At 61.2% G+C, this 16,532-nt stretch carries 17 protein-coding genes; 13 read left to right on the top strand and 4 right to left on the bottom strand.

Features of this window, described 5'->3' with window-relative positions:
• Positions 1–74: 74 nt before the first annotated feature.
• Genes JFU48_RS03580 through JFU48_RS03570 form a run of 3 tightly spaced genes read left to right on the top strand, consistent with a single transcriptional unit; the run spans position 75 to position 2,414 of the window.
• Positions 75–650: a YfiR family protein gene (locus JFU48_RS03580; protein ID WP_201135863.1), complete on the top strand. Its 576-nt coding sequence runs from the start codon at positions 75–77 to the stop codon at positions 648–650.
• Positions 647–1,915: a diguanylate cyclase domain-containing protein gene (locus JFU48_RS03575; protein ID WP_201135862.1), complete on the top strand. Its 1,269-nt coding sequence runs from the start codon at positions 647–649 to the stop codon at positions 1,913–1,915. Before JFU48_RS03580 ends, JFU48_RS03575 begins: the two co-directional genes overlap by 4 nt.
• A gap of 43 nt (positions 1,916–1,958) precedes the next feature.
• Positions 1,959–2,414 (top strand): OmpA family protein, encoded by a 456-nt coding sequence (locus JFU48_RS03570; RefSeq protein ID WP_201137049.1) that lies wholly within the window; start codon positions 1,959–1,961, stop codon positions 2,412–2,414.
• On the opposite strand, the gene JFU48_RS03565 is transcribed toward JFU48_RS03570, so the two are convergent.
• Positions 2,411–3,358 (bottom strand): LysR family transcriptional regulator, encoded by a 948-nt coding sequence (locus tag JFU48_RS03565; RefSeq protein ID WP_007962101.1) that lies wholly within the window; start codon positions 3,356–3,358, stop codon positions 2,411–2,413. The two genes, JFU48_RS03570 and JFU48_RS03565, sit on opposite strands and share 4 nt — an antisense overlap.
• A 150-nt stretch (positions 3,359–3,508) precedes the next feature.
• On the opposite strand from JFU48_RS03565, the gene JFU48_RS03560 reads away from it, so the two are divergent.
• The gene (locus JFU48_RS03560) at positions 3,509–5,035 is read left to right on the top strand and encodes a CoA-acylating methylmalonate-semialdehyde dehydrogenase (protein ID WP_083367084.1); all 1,527 of its coding nucleotides are present in this window, start codon (positions 3,509–3,511) and stop codon (positions 5,033–5,035) included.
• A 9-nt stretch (positions 5,036–5,044) separates the two neighbouring features.
• Positions 5,045–5,932 carry a 3-hydroxyisobutyrate dehydrogenase gene (mmsB, locus tag JFU48_RS03555; protein ID WP_201135861.1) on the top strand — a complete coding sequence of 296 codons (888 nt, stop codon included), beginning with the start codon at positions 5,045–5,047 and terminating at the stop codon, positions 5,930–5,932.
• Between the two features lie 271 nt (positions 5,933–6,203).
• On the opposite strand, the gene JFU48_RS03550 is transcribed toward mmsB, so the two are convergent.
• The gene (locus tag JFU48_RS03550; RefSeq protein ID WP_201135860.1) at positions 6,204–6,554 is read right to left on the bottom strand and encodes a cupin domain-containing protein; all 351 of its coding nucleotides are present in this window, start codon (positions 6,552–6,554) and stop codon (positions 6,204–6,206) included.
• A 95-nt stretch (positions 6,555–6,649) separates the two neighbouring features.
• The gene (locus JFU48_RS03545) at positions 6,650–7,549 is read right to left on the bottom strand and encodes a LysR substrate-binding domain-containing protein (protein WP_103485490.1); all 900 of its coding nucleotides are present in this window, start codon (positions 7,547–7,549) and stop codon (positions 6,650–6,652) included.
• Between the two features lie 213 nt (positions 7,550–7,762).
• Between JFU48_RS03545 and JFU48_RS03540 the strand changes: the two genes are divergently transcribed.
• Entirely contained in the window at positions 7,763–8,527 is a 765-nt protein-coding gene (locus tag JFU48_RS03540; protein WP_103485489.1) for a sulfite exporter TauE/SafE family protein, read from the top strand.
• On the opposite strand, the gene JFU48_RS03535 is transcribed toward JFU48_RS03540, so the two are convergent.
• Positions 8,517–8,831, bottom strand: a complete 315-nt coding sequence (locus tag JFU48_RS03535) for a putative quinol monooxygenase (RefSeq protein WP_003221439.1) — start codon at positions 8,829–8,831, stop codon at positions 8,517–8,519. The two genes, JFU48_RS03540 and JFU48_RS03535, sit on opposite strands and share 11 nt — an antisense overlap.
• Positions 8,832–9,014: 183 nt before the next feature.
• Here JFU48_RS03535 and JFU48_RS03530 point away from each other — a divergent pair, with 183 nt between their 5' ends.
• The 7 genes from JFU48_RS03530 to JFU48_RS03500 all read left to right on the top strand — a co-directional run bounded on the left by JFU48_RS03530 (position 9,015) and on the right by JFU48_RS03500 (position 16,523).
• Positions 9,015–9,605, top strand: coding sequence for an NAD(P)H-dependent oxidoreductase (locus JFU48_RS03530; RefSeq protein ID WP_201135859.1), 591 nt, complete (start codon positions 9,015–9,017; stop codon positions 9,603–9,605).
• Between the two features lie 172 nt (positions 9,606–9,777).
• Complete coding sequence (locus tag JFU48_RS03525; RefSeq protein WP_103485487.1) at positions 9,778–10,689, top strand: LysR family transcriptional regulator; 912 nt, start codon at positions 9,778–9,780, stop codon at positions 10,687–10,689.
• Positions 10,690–10,792: 103 nt separating this feature from the next.
• On the top strand, positions 10,793–11,686 hold the full coding sequence (locus tag JFU48_RS03520) for an NAD-dependent epimerase/dehydratase family protein (protein WP_201135858.1): 894 nt from the start codon (positions 10,793–10,795) through the stop codon (positions 11,684–11,686).
• A 565-nt stretch (positions 11,687–12,251) separates the two neighbouring features.
• Positions 12,252–13,973, top strand: coding sequence for a carbamoyltransferase family protein (locus JFU48_RS03515; RefSeq protein WP_201135857.1), 1,722 nt, complete (start codon positions 12,252–12,254; stop codon positions 13,971–13,973).
• Between the two features lie 63 nt (positions 13,974–14,036).
• Positions 14,037–15,212, top strand: a complete 1,176-nt coding sequence (locus JFU48_RS03510) for an MFS transporter (protein ID WP_201135856.1) — start codon at positions 14,037–14,039, stop codon at positions 15,210–15,212.
• Positions 15,178–15,888, top strand: coding sequence for an HAD family hydrolase (locus JFU48_RS03505; protein ID WP_201135855.1), 711 nt, complete (start codon positions 15,178–15,180; stop codon positions 15,886–15,888). The genes JFU48_RS03510 and JFU48_RS03505 overlap by 35 nt, the downstream gene beginning before the upstream one ends.
• A complete protein-coding gene (locus JFU48_RS03500) occupies positions 15,885–16,523 on the top strand; it encodes a YdcF family protein (protein ID WP_201135854.1) in 639 nt (212 codons plus the stop codon). The genes JFU48_RS03505 and JFU48_RS03500 overlap by 4 nt, the downstream gene beginning before the upstream one ends.
• Positions 16,524–16,532 lie beyond the last annotated feature (9 nt).

Below are 16,532 nucleotides of genomic sequence, written 5' to 3'. Positions count from 1 at the left end.
CACTGTCTCGCTGGTGTTACTCCGCTGTGCTATCGTTGCGGCATCATTTCGGTACGATCCAAGAGAATCCCTGCATGAAGGTGGCAGTCTGGGCGACAGAGCGCGTGGTTCGCTGCAAGCACGCATTGCTTGTCGGTCTGCTCTGTTTGCTGACGGGCGTTGCTGTTGCGCAGCCACTAACGCCCGCAAGCATGGCCGAACAACGCGCCCAGTCAGTGACGCAAGTCGTGCTTGGCATCCTCAGCTACGCCCGTTGGCCGGTCGAGCCAGCGCAGTTGCGCCTGTGTATTGTTGGGCCTACCGAGTACACCGACGATCTGGTCAAGGGCACCACACAAGCCACTGGCCGGCCGGTCACTGTGCGTCGACTGCTGGCCGACAACCCGGCCATCGTCAGCGAATGCGATGCGGTGTATATCGGCAAACTCACCGCAGATGAACGCAGTCGGCTGTTCACGTCATTGATCGGCCATCCGGTGCTGAGCATCAGCGAAGGTGGCGATCAGTGCACGGTTGGCAGCCTGTTCTGCCTGCGCGTCGGCGATGAGCAGGTGTCCTTCGAGGTCAATCTCGACTCCGTAGCCCGCAGCGGCGTACGCATCCACCCGAGCGTACTGCAGCTGTCGCGTCGCAAATCGGCGGCGCCATGAAATTGTTCCGTTCCAGAACCCGTCCGACACTGGGCTCGGTCATCGGCCGTGGACATTTGATTGTCGCGCTGGTGGCCGTGACCATGGCCAGTGTGTCGCTGACCCTGTTGGGCGTTCTCGCGCTGCGGGTCTACGCCGATCACAACCTGCACCTGATTGCGCGCTCGATCAGCTACACCGTGGAGGCGGCGGTAGTGTTCAACGACAAGGCTGCCGCTACCGAAGCGCTGGCGTTGATCGCGTCCACCGAGGAAGTGGCGGATGCTCAGGTTTTCGATGCGCAAGGCCAGTTGCTGGCACGCTGGCAGCGGCCCGAGAACGGCTTGTTCTCCGAACTGGAAATGCAGGCCGCCCGCACTATTCTGGAAAAGCCCATCAGCCTGCCGATCGTGCATCAGGATCGTGAAATCGGGCGCATTCTGCTGGTTGGTCACGGCGGCAGCCTCATGCGCTTTTTGCTCAGCGGTCTGGCGGGAATCATCCTCTGTACCGCGATCAGTGCCTGGGTCGCGCTGTATCTGGCGCGCCGACAGCTGCGCAGCATTACCGGTCCTCTTCGCAGCCTCGCGGCGGTGGCCCACGCCGCCCGCAGCGAGCGTGCGCTGGATCGACGGGTACCGCCGGCGCAGATCGCCGAACTGGATAACCTCGGCAACGACTTCAATGCCCTGCTCGATGAACTCGAATCCTGGCAAACCCACCTGCAAAGCGAGAACGAAACCCTCGCCCACCAGGCCAGCCACGATAGCCTCACCGGCCTGCCGAACCGGGCGTTTTTCGAAGGCCGCTTGATTCGCGCCTTGCGCAATGCCGGCAAGCACAACGAGCGTGCGGCGGTGCTGTTTCTCGACAGCGACCGATTCAAAGGCATCAACGATAACTTCGGCCACGCCGCTGGCGATGCCGTGCTGGTGGCGGTGGCCAATCGGGTGCGCGCGCAACTGCGTGAAGAGGATCTGGTGGCGCGGCTGGGGGGCGATGAATTCGCCGTGCTGCTCGCGCCATTGCACAAGATCGAAGACGCCGAACGCATTGCCGACAAGATTCTCGCCAGCATGGACATGCCCATCGCGCTGCCGGGTGATACCAGTGTGGTGACGTCGCTCAGTATCGGCATTGCCGTTTTCCCCGATCATGGTGCCACGCCAGGTGCCTTGCTCAATGCTGCCGACGCGGCGATGTATCAGGCCAAGCGCCTGTCGCGTGGCGCTCAATCCACTGCCGGGACGGAGAGCCCGGTCGTCAATCTTCAAACCAGGAGCTGATTCCGTGTTCACATTTCCCGCTCGACTGTTTTCCGCCTTGCTGATGATCGCCGTACTGGCGCTGACCGGGTGCCAGACCGCACCGCAAAAAGGCCTGACCCCGGCGCAGATCGCCGTACTCAAACAACAGGGCTTTGAGCCGACCGATGAGGGTTGGGCATTCGGCCTGTCGGGCAAAGTGCTGTTTGGCAGCGATATCGAAAGCCTGAACGCGCAGAGCACCGAGATCGTCGAACGCATCGGCAAGGCGCTGGTGGGTGTCGGCATTGAGCGAGTGCGCGTCGACGGTCATACCGACGCCTCGGGCAAAGAGGCCTACAACCAGCAATTGTCACTGCGCCGTGCCAAGAGTGTGGCCAAAGTGCTGACCACCGTCGGCATGAAGGAAGAGAACATCCAGCTGCGCGCACTCGGCAGCAGCGAGCCGGTGGCGTCCAACAACACGTCCGCCGGACGCACCGAGAATCGCCGGGTGTCGATTGTGGTCAGCGCCGATTAATCGGCAAACCGCATCTCGCGGGTCTGCCCCATCAGCAGGCCCTGATTACGCTCGGTCACCTCACGGATGTAATCCCACAACAGGGTGATCCGCTTGAGCTTCCTCAGATCCTCCCGGCAGTACATCCAGAACTGCCGGGTGATGTCGATTTCCTCGGGCAGCACCGGCAGCAGGCGCGGATCCTGCGCGGCGAGGAAGCACGGCAGAATCGCCAATGAGCGCCCCTGCTGCGCCGCGACGAATTGCGCGATGACGCTGGTGCTGCGCAGGTTTGCGCTGGCGCCGGGCAGCACGTTCGCCAGGTACAGCAGCTCCGAGCTGAACGCCAGGTCATCCACATAACTGATGAATTGATGCTTGCCCAAGTCGGCCGGGCGGCGGATCGGTGGGTGTTGATCGAGGTAGTCCTGGGTTGCGTACAGCTGCAAGCGGTAGTCGCAGAGTTTGCAGCACACGTACGGGCCGTGCTCCGGGCGTTCCAAAGCGATGACGATATCGGCCTCGCGCTTGGACAGGCTGATGAAGTGCGGCAGCGGCAGGATGTCTACCGAAATCGCCGGGTAGGCGTCGACGAAGTGGCTCAGCTGCGGGGTGATGAAAAAACTGCCGAAACCTTCGGTGCAGCCCATGCGCACATGTCCAGAAAGCGCCACGCCGGAACCCGAGACCTGCTCGCAAGCCATGTGCAACGTGCTTTCAATCGACTCGGCATAGCCCAGCAAACGCTGGCCTTCAGTGGTCAGGACAAAGCCGCTGGTGCGCGATTTTTCGAACAGCAATGTACCCAACGCCGCTTCCAGCGAACTGATGCGCCGCGACACGGTGGTGTAGTCGACGGCGAGCCGTTTGGCCGCGGTGCTGGCCTTGCGGGTGCGGGCGACTTCGAGGAAAAACTTCAGGTCGTCCCAGTTCAGCGACCCCAGGGAGGTGATGTTTTTTTGCATGATGGACGGGCTTATATGTGCGTTCTTATTAGAAGTTTGCACATCTATACTCCAAAAACAGTCCGACAACCAATTCGTGACACACGCCTCATCTCAAGGCGAACCCTTTCGCCTTGGCTCCTACGATAAAAACAAGTTTCGGAGACCAGCATGAACGCATCGCTTACGCCCAACGAAACCACGGTCCAGAAGGTCAAGCTGCTGATCGATGGCGAGTGGGTCGAATCGCAGACCACCGAGTGGCACGACATCGTCAACCCGGCGACCCAGCAAGTGCTGGCCAAAGTCCCGTTCGCCACCGCCGCTGAAGTCGATGCCGCTATCAGTGCCGCGCACCGCGCATTCCAGACCTGGAAACTGACCCCGATCGGCGCGCGCATGCGCATCATGCTCAAGCTGCAGGCACTGATCCGCGAGCACTCCAAACGCATCGCCGTGGTGCTGAGCGCCGAGCAGGGCAAGACCATTGCCGACGCCGAGGGCGACATTTTCCGTGGCCTGGAAGTGGTCGAGCACGCGTGCTCCATCGGTACCCTGCAAATGGGTGAATTCGCCGAAAACGTGGCGGGCGGCGTCGATACCTACACCCTGCGCCAGCCAATCGGCGTGTGCGCCGGCATCACCCCGTTCAATTTCCCGGCGATGATTCCGCTGTGGATGTTCCCGATGGCCATTGCCTGCGGCAACACCTTCGTACTCAAACCGTCGGAACAGGATCCGCTGTCGACCATGCTTCTCGTTGAGCTGGCGATTGAGGCGGGCGTTCCGGCCGGCGTGCTCAACGTGGTGCACGGTGGCAAGGACGTGGTTGATGGCCTGTGCACCCACAAGGACATCAAAGCGGTGTCGTTCGTCGGTTCGACGGCGGTCGGTACCCACGTTTACGACTTGGCCGGCAAGCACGGCAAACGCGTGCAGTCGATGATGGGCGCGAAGAACCACGCCGTGGTGCTGCCGGACGCCAATCGCGAGCAAGCGCTGAATGCCCTGGTCGGCGCCGGTTTCGGTGCGGCCGGTCAACGTTGCATGGCCACCTCGGTGGTGGTGCTGGTTGGTGCAGCGAAGCAGTGGCTGCCGGATCTGAAAGCGCTGGCGCAGAAACTCAAGGTCAACGCCGGCAGTGAGCCAGGCACCGATGTCGGCCCGGTGATCTCGAAGAAAGCCAAGGCGCGGATTCTCGATCTGATCGAAAGCGGCATCAAGGAAGGCGCCAAGCTTGAACTCGATGGTCGCGACATCAAGGTGCCGGGTTACGAGCAGGGCAACTTCGTCGGCCCGACCCTGTTCTCGGGCGTGACCACCGATATGCAGATCTACACCCAGGAAATCTTCGGCCCGGTGCTGGTAGTGCTGGAAGTCGACACCCTCGACCAGGCCATCGCGCTGGTCAACGCCAACCCGTTCGGCAACGGCACGGGCCTGTTCACCCAGAGCGGTGCGGCAGCGCGCAAATTCCAGACGGAAATCGACGTCGGCCAGGTCGGCATCAACATCCCGATTCCAGTGCCGGTGCCGTTCTTCAGCTTCACCGGGTCCCGTGGTTCGAAACTCGGCGACCTCGGTCCGTACGGCAAGCAAGTGGTGCAGTTCTACACCCAGACCAAAACGGTCACGGCGCGCTGGTTCGATGACGACAGCGTCAACGACGGCGTGAACACCACCATCAACCTGCGCTGAGGAACTGCCATGAAAATCGCATTTATCGGTCTGGGCAACATGGGCGCGCCGATGGCGCGCAACCTGATCAAGGCCGGCCACTCGCTGAACCTGGTGGATCTGAACAAGACCGTGCTGGCGGAATTGGCGCAACTGGGCGGCAGCATCCGCGCCTCGGCCCGTGAAGCAGCTGAAGACGCTGAACTGGTGATCACCATGCTCCCGGCGGCGGTGCATGTGCGCAGCGTCTGGCTCGGTGAGGATGGTGTGCTGGCCGGTATCGGCAAAGGCGTGCCGGCGGTGGATTGCAGCACCATCGATCCGCAGACTGCTCGTGATGTGGCCGCTGCTGCCGCCAAACAAGGCGTGGCGATGGCCGATGCACCGGTCTCCGGCGGCACCGGTGGCGCGACCGCTGGCACGCTGACCTTCATGGTCGGCGCCACCCCGGAACTGTTCGCCACCCTGCAACCGGTGCTGGCGCAGATGGGCCGCAACATCGTGCATTGCGGCGAAGTCGGCACCGGACAGATCGCCAAGATCTGCAACAACCTGCTGCTGGCGATCTCGATGGTCGGCGTCAGTGAAGCCATGGCGTTGGGTGATGCGCTGGGGATCGACACTTCGGTGCTGGCCGGGATCATCAACAGTTCGACCGGGCGTTGCTGGAGTTCGGAAATGTACAACCCGTGGCCGGGCATCGTCGAAACGGCGCCAGCCTCGCGCGGGTATACCGGTGGGTTTGGTGCCGAACTGATGCTCAAGGATCTGGGACTGGCGACCGAAGCGGCGCGTCAGGCGCATCAACCGGTGATGCTGGGGGCGGTGGCGCAGCAGTTGTATCAGGCGATGAGCCAGCGCGGGGAAGGCTGCAAGGACTTCTCGGCGATTATCAACAGTTATCGCAAGCCGCAGTAAATTCGGATCACCGATGCTCTGGTGGCAAGAGTGCTTTTGTGGCGAGGGAGCTTGCTCCCGCTGGTCTGCGCAGCAGACCCAAACCCGGTCAATGCGGTTCTTCATAAAAACCGCATTGACTGAATTTACGACTGCTGCGCAGCCGAGCGGGAGCAAGCTCCCTCGCCACAGGTTTTTATATGAGGCAAAAAAGATCGCAGCCTTCGGCAGCTCCTACAGGGTGTACATCTTGCCCATGTAGGAGCTGCCGAAGGCTGCGATCTTTTGCTTGTCAGGCGAAGACGAAATATTTGCGCACGGTCTCGACCACTTCCCACGTGCCTTTCATCCCCGGTTCAACCACGAAGATATCGCCTGCGCGCAGATGGATCGGCGCCATGCCGTCCGGGGTGATGATGCAATAGCCTTCCTGGAAGTGGCAGTACTCCCACTTCACATAATCGACCCGCCACTTGCCTGGGGTGCAGATCCAGGTGCCCATGATCTTGCTGCCGTCTTCGCTGGTGTAGGCGTTGAGGTTGACGGTGTGCGGGTCACCTTCGAGTTTTTCCCATTTGCAGGCATCGAGTACCGGCAGCGGGTGGGTATCGCGCAGAACGGTGATGGGGGCGGTCGCGTTCATGAGAACTCCGGGCAGTGGGCGGATGGCAAAGAAACCAAGTCGCACCCTATAGCGCCCGGACAGAGCTCAGTTGTCTGTGCTCGACATCAAGCTGCTCAGAAACGCGCTTTGCCCTCGGGAGGGGTCAAGGCCTGCAGCAAGGCTTTGGCGTAACCGGGCAGGGCGCTGAAATCCCGGGCACAGAGCATCAGGGTGCGGCGCGCCCATGGCTCATTGAGGGCGATGCTGGTGAATGTGCGCGGCGTCGCGCGTTCGAGGGCAGCCAGCGGCACGATGGCGAGGCCGGCACCTCGGGCGACCATGCGCATCACCCCGTCAAAACCGTCGGCGCGGATCCGCACCTGCATGCGCGAGCCACTGTGCAGCGCCTGTTCTTCGAGGTAGATCGCCAGCGCGCTGTCGGTGCTCAGGCCGACGAAATCGTGGTGCAGGGCGTCGCTGAAGCTGACTTCGGCGGCGTTGGCCAATGGATGTTCCCGCGGCACGATCAGCACTAACGGATCATCGCGAAAGGGCTGAGTCTGTAAATCGGAGGTGTCCACCGCATCGGAGACGATGCCGATATCGGCTGCGCCCTGGCGCAAGGCGTGGGTGATGCGGGCGCTGGGCAGTTCCTGCAGATCGATGTCGAGGTTGGGATGCTCGCGCAAAAAGTCCGCGAGCACTTCCGGCAGGTATTCGGTGATCGCCGTGGTGTTGCACAACAGTCGCACCTGACCTTTGACGCCCTGGGCGTAGTCGGCCAGATCCTGCTGCATGCGTTCGGCCTGTTGCAGGAGGATGCGCGCGTGGTGAGCCAATGCCTTGCCAGCAGGTGTCGGGCTCACGCCACGGCGCCCGCGTTGCAGGAACTCGATGCCCAGCGAGGCTTCCATGGCGCGGATGCGCGCACTGGCGGCGGCCAGCGAGAGGTGGCTGCGGGCGGCGCCGGCGGTGATGTTGCCGGTGTCGAGGATGTGTAGATAGAGGCGCAGGTCGGTGAGGTCGAAGTGCATGGGGCAGCCTCAGATTTTGTAGGGGCAGCACTGGCCCTATCGCGAGCAGGCTCACTCCTACATTGGATCGGAGGTGAACGCCAACCTGTAGGAGTGAGCCTGCTCGCGATGAGGCCGGTCGCTCCAATGAATAATTCAGCCTCTTGTATTGGCAGAGGCAGCCTCAGTATATGGCAGATTTTCAGCGCATCCGTGAAAGCGCACAGTAGCGCCATGAACACACTCGCAGATTTCTACCAGAACCTCGGCCTTGCCCTGTCATTGCTGGTCATCGCCACCTTCATCATGGCCGGCCTGGTCAAAGGCGTGATCGGCCTCGGCCTGCCCACCGTCGCCATGGGCCTGCTCGGTCTGGCTATGGCCCCGTCGCAGGCTGCGGCGTTGCTGATCATTCCGGCGACGTTGACCAATGTCTGGCAACTGGCCTTCGGCGGCCATCTGAGAGGGCTGATCAAACGCCTGTGGCCGATGCTGCTGATGATCTTTCTAGGCACCGCAGCCGGCACGTTGTCGATCGGCATGGCAGGCGGGCATTGGGTGGTGCGCGGCTTGGGCGCGGCGCTGCTGCTATATGCGTTGAGTGGGTTGCTGCTGCCGACGCTACAGGTCAATCCTCGGCATGAACCGTGGCTCGGCCCGCTGTGCGGGATGATCACTGGCGTCATCACCTCGGCCACCGGTGTGTTCGTGATACCGGCGGTGCCGTACCTGCAGGCGCTGGGTTTGAGTCGCGATGAACTGGTGCAGGCGCTGGGCCTGTCGTTCACGGTTTCGACCCTGGCGCTGGCCGGCGGCTTGTTCTGGCGCGGTGCGCTGGGCAGTGGCGAACTGACTGCCTCGCTGCTGGTGCTGATCCCCGCGATGCTGGGCATGTGGTTCGGGCAGTGGTTGCGTCAGCGCATCAGCGCCGTGCTGTTCAAGCGAGTATTTTTCGTCGGACTGGGCGCGCTCGGCGCCCATCTGCTGATCAGCGGCTAGCCGACGAGGCGCTGAGCATCTCGATCCGGCGGATATCGAAATCGCGCTCCAGGTACGTCATGCGGTTGTCGAAAAACTCGCGCATGTGCGGCAGGTTCGAGTGCACGTCCAGGTGCGCCTGGCTTTCCCAGATCTCGTAGAAGATGAACAGCGTCGGATCTTCCTTGTCGCGCAGCATGTGGTACTCGATGCAGCCGGGCTCGGCGCGGCTCGGTTCGACATAGGCGCGAAACAGCGCTTCGAAGGCCTCGGCTTTCTCCGGGCGGGTCTTGGCGTGCAGGATGAAACCGTGGCGTTCACTCATCGAAACAACTCCTCAAATGCAGATGGCCGGAAATGTTATTGCAACAATCGGCATTCGATTCGTGCTTTTTGATCAAATGTATTTTGCGCCAGCGCGGCTTATTCCGCGCGAGATGGGCCGTTAACCTGCCGCCATTCCTTTTCCCATCTTCCTCCAGCCCCAAGGCTGCACCGAGGCGTTCTCATGAAAAAAGTGTTGTTGCTCAATGGCGGCAAGAAATTCGCCCACTCCGACGGTCGTTACAACGCCACCCTGCACGAAGCCGCGCTGAGCGTGCTGGATCGCGGTGGTCTGGATGTCAAAACCACGTTCATCGACGAGGGTTACGACGTCGCTGAAGAAGTGGCCAAATTCCTCTGGGCCGACGTGATCATTTATCAGATGCCGGGCTGGTGGATGGGCGCGCCGTGGACCGTGAAAAAGTACCTCGACGAAGTCTTCACCGAAGGCCACGGCAGCCTCTATGCCAGTGACGGTCGCACCCGTTCCGACTCGTCGCAGAAGTACGGCAGCGGCGGTCTGATTCAGGGCAAGCAGTACATGCTGTCGCTGACCTGGAACGCGCCGCAGCAGGCGTTTGATGACCCGACAGATTTCTTTGAAGCCAAGGGTGTCGACGCGGTTTATTTTCCGTTCCACAAGGCCAACGAGTTTTTGGGCATGACCGGGTTGCCGACGTTCCTCTGTGTGGACGTGATGAAGCGCCCGAACATCGAGAATGATGTGGCGCGGTATGAGCAGCATCTGAAAGAGGTGTTCGCTCTCAAGGCTTGAGTGAATCAAGCTACTATCGAATAGCTTGGCCAAGTCCTGTGGCGAGGGAGCTTGCTCCCGCTGGGCTGCGCAGCGGCCCTCGCTTCTACCTGAATCGCAGGGGAGCGCTGCGCACTCCAGCGGGAGCAAGCTCCCTCGCCACGATGAATACGCATTCGATTAGAGAGTTTCCGTGAAAGCCAGATCCGATGAGTTGCAGATTTTCGTCTGCGTGATCGAATGCGGTTCGATTTCCGCTGCTGCCGAGCAGGTCGGCCAGACCCCTTCGGCGGTCAGCCGCACGTTGTCGCGGCTGGAAGCCAAGCTCGACACCACGCTGATCAACCGCACCACGCGACGCATGGACCTGACCGAGGAGGGCAAGTACTTCTTCGAGCAGGCCAAGCTGATTCTCGATCAGATGGATGCCCTCGAAGAGCGTCTGTCCTCACGCCAGCAAACCCCGTCCGGACGCCTGCGAATCAACGCCGCGTCGCCGTTCATGCTGCACGCCATCGTGCCGTACATCGACGAGTTCCGAGGCCTGTACCCGGACATCCAGCTCGAACTCAACAGCAATGACCTGATCATTGACCTGCTGGAACAAAGCACCGACGTCGCCATCCGCATCGGCACCCTTGCCGATTCCACCTTGCATGCGCGCTCGCTGGGTTGCAGCCCGTTGCTGATCGTCGCCAGTCCGGCGTATCTGGAGCAGCACGGCGCGCCGCAGCAGGTCGCCGACTTGAGCGAACACACCCTGCTCGGTTTCACCCACAACGAAGGCCTCAACCAGTGGCCGCTGCGCTACGTGCACGGCGACCGCTGGCCAATCACCCCGGCAATCAGCGCCTCCAGCGGCGAAACCGTGCGCCATCTGGCGCTGGAAGGCCAGGGCATCGCCTGCCTGTCGCACTTCATGACCATCGACGACATTCGCGCCGGGCGCCTCAAGGTGTTGCTGGCGGAATTCAACAGCGGTTATCGCCAGCCGATCAACGCGGTGTACTACCGTAACTCGCAACTGGCGCTGCGCATTCAGTGCTTCCTCGACTTCATCCAGAGCAAACTTGCGGCGTACGCCAGCGCCGATTTCAAGGGTTGATTCGTGATCCCTGCGCAACAGTGATTTGGCTGGTCGCGGGTTTTTCCACCGGGGTTAGCGGTCGATACTCGCGGCATCACTTATTCACGCAGGGAGTTTCTCCATGAACGTATTCATCACCGGCGCTGCCGGATTCATCGGCGGTTCCATCGCCACCGGTCTGGTCCAGGCCGGCCACACCGTCACGGGCCTGGTGCGTAGCGCCGAACAGGCCGAAGAACTCAAGGCATTGGGCATCACCCCGGTGATCGGCACCCTCGAAGACGCCACGCTGCTGGCCGCACAGGCCCGCGCCGCCGATGCGGTGATCAACGCCGCCAGCAGTGACCATCGCGGCGCGGTCGAAGCGTTGCTCGATGCCCTGCGCGGTTCGAACAAAGTGTTCCTGCACACCAGCGGTTCGAGCATCGTCGGCGATGCCTCGGGCGGCAAGTCCAGCGACGTCATCTACTACGAAGACAATCTGCCGGAACCCACCGTCGACAAGGCTGCCCGCGTGGCCATCGACAACCTGATCCTCGCCGCCGCGCAGGACGGCGTGAATTCGGCGGTGATCTGCAACACCTTGATCTACGGCCACAGCCTGGGGGTCAATCGCGACAGCGTGCAGTTGCCGCGTCTGCTCAAACAAGCGCGCAAAAGCGGTGTGGTGCGCCATGTCGGCACTGGCCAGAACATCTGGTCCAACGTGCACATCGAAGACGTCGTCGCCCTGTACCTGCTGGCGCTGACCAAAAACGTGCCCGGCACCTTCTACTTTGTCGAAAGCGGCGAAGCCTCATTCATCGACATGACCACCGCCATGGCCCAGGCGCTGAACCTCGGCGAGCCACAAGACTGGCCACTGCAAGACGCCGAAGCCGAGTGGGGCTACGAAATGGCCAACTACGGCCTCGGCTCCAACAGCCGCGTTCGCGGCAAACACGCCCGCGAACTGCTGGGCTGGGTGCCCAAGCGCACGTCGGTGGTTGAATGGATTCGTAACGAGATGGTGTGAGTTTACGCTGCACCGCATCAAACCCTTCGCGAGCAGGCTCGCTCCCACAAGTAGAACGCATTCTGGCTGAAGTAATGCAATCAACCTGTGGGAGCGAGCCTGCTCGCGAAAGCGCTGGATCAAACAACAGAAAATTCGAATGGCACACCGTCATCGTTCTTTTTTTTGTCCCGGTAACCCGCCGCAAAACACAGCGGCTGCCAGTGGAATTTAATTTTTAGCGAGGACTTCGCCGGGTGCTCGGGAAATTACCGACTAGGCTGCTACCCCGGTGAAACGAGGGCGGCTGCGATGCACGTCGCCCTCCACGTGTTGCAGGCATGAGGCCCGTTCAGCACGGCACCGCCCATGGAGTTTTCCGGCAAAAGGAATTTGCGATGGTGACACCCATTGATGCCTTCTGGTGAAGGTGTATCCCCCCGGCGGACCTACATCAATCCGCTATCTCCCGACGAGTAATGGTCGGCCATGACGGCCGGCATCTGTCATTGACTCTGGTTGTTGCATTGCACGCTACGCGCGTGGGCGAAGCCGTCACCTCAATTGGCGAAAACAAGGAATAGTTATGATCATTTTGGGTATTACGAACAATGATTTGGCGGGTGCTTGCCTGGTACGCGATGGTCAGATTCTTTCAGCGGTCAGTGAAGAGCGTTTCACCCGCATCAAGGACCATAAAATCTGGCCGACCAAGTCCATCGAGTTTGTGTTGAGCCAGGCCGGCGTGTCACTGGAAGACGTCGATCATGTCGCCTATGGATGGAACGCCGGTTTCAGTGCCGACAAACATCTGGAGTTGTACTTCGATCGCATTGTCGAGGAGGTCAGGAATAATCCCCAGGGCCTTGCGCAGTTCCGTCAGCGTGTGACCGATGAAATCAACAACGACAAGGAAAAGCGCGGCGAATTCGACCAGTTCATTGTCGACAACGGTCTGCAAGGCAAGGCGTATTACATCGATCACCACGAGTGCCATGCGCTCGGTGCCTATGTCTGCTCGCCGTTCGAGGACGCGTTGACCCTGACGTGCGACGGACGCGGCGACTTTCAGTCGCTGACCGTCACCTGGTACAGCCCGACAGAAACCACGGTGCTGCAACGCGAAACCAGCATCGACAGCCTCGGTTATTTCTACGGCCGGATCACCCACCTGCTCGGTTACAAACCCAACCGCCACGAAGGCAAGGTCACCGGTCTGGCCGCGTTCGGCGATCCGCAGAAACTGCTGGGCGTGATGCAGCAGATGATCCGTTTCGAAGACGGCCGTATCAAGGCGCGCTGCGGCGATATGTTCCTGCCGTCCTACAACACCTTCAGCGCGCCGCTGGAAACCCTGTTTGCACGGGAAACCCCCGAGGACATCGCCGCCGCTGTGCAGCGCCACAGCGAAGATCTGCTGGTGGCGACCGTCACCCATCATCTGGCGCAACGCGGTAGCGCCAACCTGTGCCTGGCCGGCGGCGTGTTCGGCAACGTCAAACTCAACCAGCGCCTGCGCGAGATCCCGGGCGTGAAAGACGTCTACGTGCTGCCGTGCATGGGCGATGGCGGCCTGGCACTGGCTGCGGCAGTCGGTGTCGCGTACCTGGAAAACGGCACCCGCTTCAAGAATCCGTCGATGATGCTTGGCCCGGAATCGCGCAGCGTTTCGCAGAACATCAACCTGATCAATCGCGACTACCCTGAGCTCGGTTATCACACACCGTCGAACATCATCGACGTGCTGACCGAGGCCCTGACGGAAAATCAGGTGCTGGGCATGTTCAAGGGCAAGATGGAGTTCGGCCCGCGTTCGCTGTGCAATCGCAGCATCGTCTATCACGCCCAGGATGCCGAGGTGAACGACTGGCTCAACAAACGCATGCATCGCACCGAGTTCATGCCCTTCGGCCCGGTCACCGCCATCGAGCAGGCGCCGGCCTGCTACGTCGGTTGGGACGAGGAGCAAGTGGCCGCCGACACCATGACCATGACCTACGACTGTCATCCGCAATTCAGCGAGGCGAGTCCGGCGGTGGTGCACATCGACGGCACCGCGCGCCCGCAGATCATTCGCCCGCAGAGCGACCCGTTCATGCATCGCCTGCTGACGGCCTGGCACCAGAAAACCGGTCAAGCGGCCTTGATCAACACCTCGTTCAACCGCCATGAAGAACCGATCGTGTGCTCTTCCCAGGACGCACTGGATGCGCTGAAGGAAGGCATGGTCGATCTGGTGGTCATGAGTGAATCGCTGATCGTCTGGCGCAAGGGCAAAAACAGCTTCACCCAGCAACGCTTCGAATAATGGATGGTATTCAGGGCTCCTCGGGGAGCCCTGTTTCTGGAGTGTCAGGCGTATGGTTGACGAATGTATTTAATCTTTTTCGGGTTCTTTGCGGCGGAAGGGATCATCTATCCGTTCTGGCCGACCTGGCTGGATTCCCTCGGCTTCAGTGCCAGTGAAATCGGCTTGCTGATCGCCGCGGCGTATTGGCCGCAGGTGGTGACCGGGGTGCTGATCACCTATGTGGCCGACTGGCGCGTGGATCAGTTGCGGCTCGCCGCTGTTCTGAGCGTTACCGCCGCGATGTGTACGTTGCTGTTCTACTTCATCCCGGCGCACTTATGGATGTTCGTGTGCCTGAGTGTGCTGTTTGGCGGGCTGTGGATGGTGGTACTGCCGCTGTCCGAGTCTTACCTGCTCAAGCGCGACAAACTGGCCCTGCAGAATTACGGCTGGGTGCGGGCGGTAGGCTCTTCGGCGTTTATCCTGACCTCGACCCTCGGCGGCTTTCTGTTTGCGCAGTACAGCCAGTCGTGGGTGCCGCTGGTGATCGCGGCGAGCATGTTGCTCACCGCCGTGGCCTGTCTGCGCCTGAAGCGCCAGGTGTCGCGGGCGCATCTGGCGCCGCCCGGCCCGGCGCGCAAACGGCCGGACTGGAAAGCGCTGTTGGCACACAAGAGCCTGCTGATCGCGATTGCCGCCGCCAGCTTCATTCAGTTGAGCCACACCCTGTACTTTTCAACGGCTTCGATCGGTTGGGGGGTGAAGGGCTTCTCTTCCTCGGCGATCGGCATGTTCTGGGCGGTGGCGGTGATTGCGGAAATCACCTGGTTCGCGCTCTCCAACAAGGTCCTGGCGTTTTGCGCACCATTGTCCCTGGTGATGTTTTCCAGTGTCTGTGCGGCGCTGCGCTGGGCGCTGTTTTCCAACAGCGACGCGGTGTCGCTGATCCTGCTGGGGCAGTGCCTGCACGCGCTGAGCTTTGCCGCCTACCACGCGGCGATCATGCGCTTTATTCGCGACCAGGCACCGCAGGATATTCAGGTCTTTACTCAAGGGGTTTATTACTCCATGGCGGTGGCCTTGCCCATGGGCCTGGCCACACCTTTCGCCGGCTACCTGTACCAGACCCGGCCGCAGTGGTCCTACTACGTGATGGCGCTGTTCGCGTTGGTCGGAACGGTGCTGGCGTTCATTGCTCATCAGAAAATGCGAAGTTCAACTCATGGCTCAACAAACGTTTACAGCCGTCTGCTTTGATATGGACGGCGTGCTCATTCAGTCGCGCGAGGTGATTGAACACGCCTGGACCACCGTGGCGCGCGAGTACGGGATCAGCGTCGATCAGGCGTTCATCGACGAACACATCCACGGCCGCCCCGGTGGTTACACCCTCAAGACCTTGTTTGCCGAGTTCGACGAAGCACAGCGGGTGGCGATCAAGCGTGAAGTCGACGCCATCGAGCAGGTGACGAACTGTGCGCTGGTGCCGGGCGTCGCGACGTTGATCGCCCGACTCCGCGAGCACGCCGTGCCCCTGGCGCTGGTCACCAGCAGTTGGCGGGCGCGGGTCGACCACGTTCTGCAGCAACACAACCTGATGTCGGCATTCGACAGCATCATCTGCCGCGACGACGTGCGCAGCGGCAAACCGGCCCCCGATCCCTATCGCCTGGCCGCAGCACAACTGGGCCGGCAAAGTGATGAGTGCCTGGTCTTCGAAGACTCGGTCAGCGGTGTGCAGTCGGCGGTCAGCAGTGGCGCACTGTGTATCGGCATTGGCGACGACCCGACGCTGACCGCGCATGGCGCTGCAGGCGTGTATGCCGATTTCACCCGGCTTGCGCTTAGGCTGAACGGCAGGGGCGCGCACGGTTATGCCGATGGAGCGCTGTCCATCAACGCGCACCCGACCCGGAGGTTTGCCCGCTCATGACATTGACGTTGCAGCACGCCAGCGTGCTCTGGAAATTCCTCGGTGCGGGGCGCCAACACAGCGCTTGTGAACTGATTGTGGTCTGCGGCTCCTACGACCTACGGGTCTGCGATTACGCCTGCCAACTCCTGAAAGACGGCGTGGCCCCCCACCTGTTGTTCACCGGCAATACCGGCAACTGGACCAGACATTTGTGGGAACGCACCGAAGCCGATATTTTTGCCCAACACGCGTTGATGCAAGGGGTGAGGGCAGAGCAGTTCACCCTGGAAACCCGCGCGACCAATTTTGCCGAAAACATCGCGTTTGCCCGGGCGATTTTTCCCGACGTGCGTCGCGCGACCTTTCTGACCAAGCCCAATTCGATCCGGCGCGTGGCGTTGACTCTGCCCGTGCAATCGCCCGGCCTGGAAGCCTTTGTGGATGCGCCGTCGTTCCGATTTCCCGATGACGTCAGCAATCTGATCGGGGTCTTGGGCCTGATCGACGAAATGGTCGGCGATGTGCACCGCATCATGGTTTACCCTTCGTTGGGTTTTCAGGTCGAGCAGGTCATCCCCGAAGAGGTTCAGGTAGCCTGGCGGTATCTGGTGGAGCAAGGCTTCGATCACCATTTGATCAAGGGCAGGAGTTGACGCTGACTC

It is taken from the genome of Pseudomonas sp. TH49, from assembly GCF_016650625.1.
Taxonomy (GTDB): Bacteria; Pseudomonadota; Gammaproteobacteria; order Pseudomonadales; family Pseudomonadaceae; genus Aquipseudomonas; species Aquipseudomonas fluorescens_H.
The sequence above is the reverse complement of the archived record's forward strand: the minus strand, read 5'-3'. Positions and strand labels throughout refer to the sequence as shown.